The 4458-nt window shown below is 67.8% G+C and carries 3 protein-coding genes and 1 pseudogene; 3 read left to right on the plus strand and 1 reads right to left on the minus strand.

All coding sequences use genetic code 11. The features are described 5' to 3' along the window. A pseudogene (locus ACIQ3R_RS15655) lies at positions 1-1125 on the minus strand (indolepyruvate ferredoxin oxidoreductase family protein); the annotation flags it as partial. A 142-nt stretch (positions 1126-1267) separates the two neighbouring features. On the opposite strand from ACIQ3R_RS15655, the gene ACIQ3R_RS15660 reads away from it, so the two are divergent. From ACIQ3R_RS15660 to ACIQ3R_RS15670, 3 genes are all read left to right on the plus strand, one after another. Continuing rightward, complete coding sequence (locus tag ACIQ3R_RS15660) at positions 1268-1765, plus strand: Lrp/AsnC family transcriptional regulator (protein WP_397419786.1); 498 nt, start codon at positions 1268-1270, stop codon at positions 1763-1765. A gap of 230 nt (positions 1766-1995) precedes the next feature. After that, positions 1996-3393: an amidase gene (locus tag ACIQ3R_RS15665; RefSeq protein ID WP_397419787.1), complete on the plus strand. Its 1398-nt coding sequence runs from the start codon at positions 1996-1998 to the stop codon at positions 3391-3393. Positions 3394-3623: 230 nt separating this feature from the next. Next, a complete protein-coding gene (locus ACIQ3R_RS15670) occupies positions 3624-4409 on the plus strand; it encodes an aminoglycoside phosphotransferase family protein (protein ID WP_397419788.1) in 786 nt (261 codons plus the stop codon). Positions 4410-4458: the final 49 nt, after the last annotated feature.

Consider the following 4458-nt stretch of genomic DNA (forward strand, 5'->3'; position numbering starts at 1 on the left):
CAGCGGGGCGCCGGCCTCGTCGGTCTTGCCGATCACCCGCGGCCGGGCATGGGCCGGGAGGTCGTAGAGCGCCGCGCGGGCCTGCATCTCGATCAGCGGCCGCTTGTGCTCGACCACCATCAGGGTTTCGAGCCCGGCGGCGAAGGCGCGCAGGCCGATGGGCTCGAGCGGCCAGGGCATGCCTACCTTGTAGATCGCCACGCCCAGGCTCGCGGCCTCGGCCTCGGTGATCCCCATGGCCGCGAACGCCTCGACCACGTCCTTGTAGGCCTGGCCCTGGCAGACGACGCCCAGCCTGGGACGGGCCGATCCCAGCATCACCCGGTCGATGCGGTTGGCGCGGGCGAAGGCGAGGGCGGCGGGCAGCTTCTGGGTCCGCAGGCGCCGCTCCTTGTCGAGCGGCTGGTCCTTGAGCCGGATGCCCAGGCCCCCCGGCGGCAGACGATGGCCTTCAGGCGTCGCGAACGCGTGCCGCGCCAGCGAAACATCGATGGTCGCGCCGGAATCCATGGTGTCGGCCAGCGCGATCAGCCCGACCCACAGCCCCGAATAGCGCGACAGCGCGTAGCCGAGCAGGCCGTAGTCCAGCACCTCCTGCACATCGGCCGGCGAGAGCACTGGCATCTCGAAGTCCTGGAAGGCGTATTCCGACTGCGAGGGCAGGGTGGAGGACTTGCAGAAGTGGTCGTCGCCGGCCACCGCCAGCACCCCGCCCTTGGCCCAGGTCCCGGCGAAGTTGGCGTGCTTGAAGACATCGCCGGTGCGGTCGACGCCCGGCGCCTTGCCGTACCAGAGCCCGAAGACGCCGTCGCGCCGCGCGCCGGGGAAGAGATTGACCTGCTGGCTGCCCCATACCGCCGTGGCGGCGAGGTCTTCGTTGAGCCCTTCCTGGAAGACCACGTCCTCGGCCTTCAGGAACTTCGCGGCCCGCCCCGCCTGCTGGTCCAGCCCGCCCAGCGGCGAGCCGCGATAGCCGGAAATGAACCCCGCCGTCGAAAGCCCGGCCGCCCGGTCGAGCCGCCGCTGATCCAGCGTCACCCGCAGCAGCGTCTGGACCCCGGTGATGAACACCCGGCCCTCGGTGAGCAGAAATTTGTCGTCGAGCGTCACTTCCTGGTGGCGCATCGCAATTTTTTTCCTTTCAGGCCTCCCGCCCGTCCACGCACAATCCTATAAGTCCGCCGCAAATGCTTGCCAAAAGCATGCCCTCCGACGCCGCTTGGGGGGCAAGAACAACGTGTTTCAACGGGGATACGCGGAGGAAATCGTGTCCGAGGCTCTCGACGCCGTCGATGCCAAGATCCTGGATCTGATCCAGCATGACGCCGGCCTGTCGGTGGCCGAAATCGCCGAGCGTGTGGGCCTCTCATCCAGCCCCTGTTGGCGGCGGATCAAGCGGCTCGAGGAAACAGGGATCATTCAGCGCCGGGTGACGATCCTCGACCGCGAGAAGCTGGGCCTGGGGTTCGAGGTCTACTGCACGGTCAAGCTCAGCCTTCCCACCCGGGACAATCTGGAATCTTTCGAGGCCACCATCCGCAAGCTGCCGGAAGTGGTGCAGTGCGCCACGGTCACCGGCGCCTGCGACTATGAGCTCCGCATCGTCACCCGCGACATGCACGCCTTCGACGACTTCCTGCGCGACAAGATCCTCAGCCTCGGCCTCGTCTCCAACATCGAGAGCCGCATCGTGATCCGCGCCGTGAAGAACACCACCGCCGCGCCGCTGGGCCTCGTCAGCCCCTATGTGAGCGCGGTGGGCTGACGTTCCATTGCTGCAAACGGGAATGGGGGACCGCGCCCCGTCCGGGGCGCAACGAGCGACCACCGAATCCGCGTCGCACCAACCGGGCGCGAGGACGTCGGCTCAGGGGGGTGAGCCGCCATCAGGCTCGTTCCGGTCTCCGGGCGTCTGCGATGTGCTCTTGCCCGTCGTTCGGCGCGGTCCCTAAGGTTCCGCCGCGACCGAGGGATGGGCGCGCGCGGGGAATTCGCATGGAACTTTGGCAGATCGATGCAACGGAACTCGCCGGCCTGATCCGCGCCGGAAAAGTCTCGAGCGTCGAGGCGACGACCGCGCATCTGCGGCGCCTGGAGGCCGTAAACCCCAGCATAAACGCCGTTGTCCGGGTTCTCGCCGACGAGGCGCTGGATCAAGCGCGCGCGGCTGACGAGGCCCAGGCGCGCGGGCAGCCCTTGGGTCTGCTGCACGGCGTCCCGGTGACGACCAAGATTGTCGCCGACCAGCGGGGGTGCCCGACCGACAACGGGATTGTGGCGCAGAAGGACCTGATCGCGGCTGAGGACGGCGCCGTTGTCGCCAACCTGCGGCGCGGCGGGGCGATCTTCATCGGGCGGACCGCGGCGCCGGCGCTCTCAATGCGGGCGATGACCAGCAGCGTTCTGCATGGCCTGACGCTGAATCCCTGGAACGCTCAAGTCACCTGCGGCGGATCAAGCGGCGGAGCGGGCGCTGCGGTCGCGGCAGGTATCGGCGCCATCGCGCACGGCTCGGATATCGGTGGCTCGATCCGTTGGCCCGCCTACTGCAATGGGGTGGTTGGCCTACGGACCTCGCTGGGGCGTGTTTCGTCCTACAACCCCACCAACAGGGTGGCGCGCAGCCTGTCCTCCCAACTCATGGCGGTCTCCGGGCCGCTGGCGCGCAGCGTGCGCGACCTTCGGCTCGCGCTCGAGGTGATGGCGGCAGGTGATCCCCGAGACGGCGTATGGACCCCGGCGCCGCTCGTCGGTCCGCCTGCGCCGAGGAGGGTCGCCCTGGCGCCGGCCCCCGCGGACATTCCCGTTCACCCGGCCGTGGCCCAGGCGGTGCGGGACGCCGGCCGCCACCTTCAAGCCGCCGGCTACCAGGTGGAAGAAGTTGAGCTTCCCCACCTTCGCGAAGTGACCGAGCTTTGGACGCCGATCGGCCTCACGCCTCTGGCCCTGGATTTGCCCGCGCTGTTGGCGCGCATCAACGACCCCGCGCTGAGCAATTTTCTCACCGCCTGGGTCGATGAGAAGGGCATCGCCGACCTTCCTGGATATCTCGCGGCCCTGGCGCGACGGGACAGCCTGCTCACCGCCTGGAACAGCTTTTTCGAACGCTACCCGATCATTGTGATGCCCAGTTGCGCCGAGCCTAGCCTGCCGGCCGAACTCGACACCCAGGGGCGCGAAGGGGCGTTGCGAACCTTGGAAGGCCTGCGGTTCCAGCTCGCCTGTCCGGTGCTCGGTTTACCGGGTCTGGCCGTGCCCGTCGGCCAGCACGCCGGCCAGCCGCTCGGCGTTCAGATTGTCGCCGCGCGCTTCCGTGAGGACCTGTGTCTGGCCGCTGCCGAAGTCATCGAGGCCCACGAAGGCGTCCGAACACCGATCGACCCCCAGGGCTAGGTCCTTCCGCGCACTCTGCGGATCGTTCAACACCCAGGCGTCCGGCCGCACAACGGACGTCACGAGCGGCCGGATTGGGGGGAAATCGGTCGTTACGACCACCAAGTCCGACCGGATGATTTGACCTGCTTTCGCTGGTCCCTCACTGCGGGAACGGGCTTGGGGCTGCGTTGATGGCGGGTGTGACGAACAAGGGTGCGCCTATGGACCTATCGGATTTTGAGCCTTGGTTGACCCGTTGGCGCCTCGAGGCGGACGGCGCGCCCTTTGCCAGCAAATGGAGCCAGCTGCTGCCGGTACGGCGCGAGGGGCAGGCCATGATGCTCAAGGCCCATATGGCCGAGCAAGAGGTGCTTGGCTCGGCCTTCCTTCAGGCCTATCGGGGCCGCGGTGCGGTTCGTGTCCACGAGCGAGAGGCCGACGCGGTCTTGATGGAGCGCGCAACCGGACCTCGGAATCTTGTCACGATGGCGCGCGAGACGGGCGAGCCCGCCGCCTTTCGGATTCTGTGTGACCAGTTGGCGGTCCTGCACGCCATGGCCGAGCCCTATGGCGCCGAGACGATCCCGATGGAACTTTGGTTCAGCGCCTTGCCGCTCACGGCAGATCGGTCGGGTGGCATCTATGCCAAGGCGGCGGACCTAGTCGCGCGCCTCTTGGCCACGACGGACAAGGCCTTGCCGCTCCATGGAGATCTGCATCACGGCAACCTGCTTGACGGTGGCGCGCGCGGTTGGCTGGCGATCGACCCCAAGGGCCTGATCGGTGATCCGACCTATGACTATGCGATCATGCTCTGTCTCAATCCTGCCGCGCCCGAGGATGGTCCCGCAGAAGCCGCGGATGTCGCGCGCAGGGCCCGCGTGGTCGCGGCAATGGCCGGTCTGTCCGCGCCCCGCCTTGTGGCCTGGACCACCTGTCTTTGCGCCCTCTATGCGGCTTGGTTTGAGGGCCATGAGGGGGGCGAGCCCTGGGTCGAACTGACGTCTGACCTGCTGCGCGACTTCGCTGAATAGGCTGGGCCAGTGACCTGTGGAACGACCGGTAGCCCATCCACGCATTTTT

The organism is Phenylobacterium sp. (assembly GCF_044371015.1).
Lineage (GTDB): Bacteria > Pseudomonadota > Alphaproteobacteria > Caulobacterales > Caulobacteraceae > Phenylobacterium.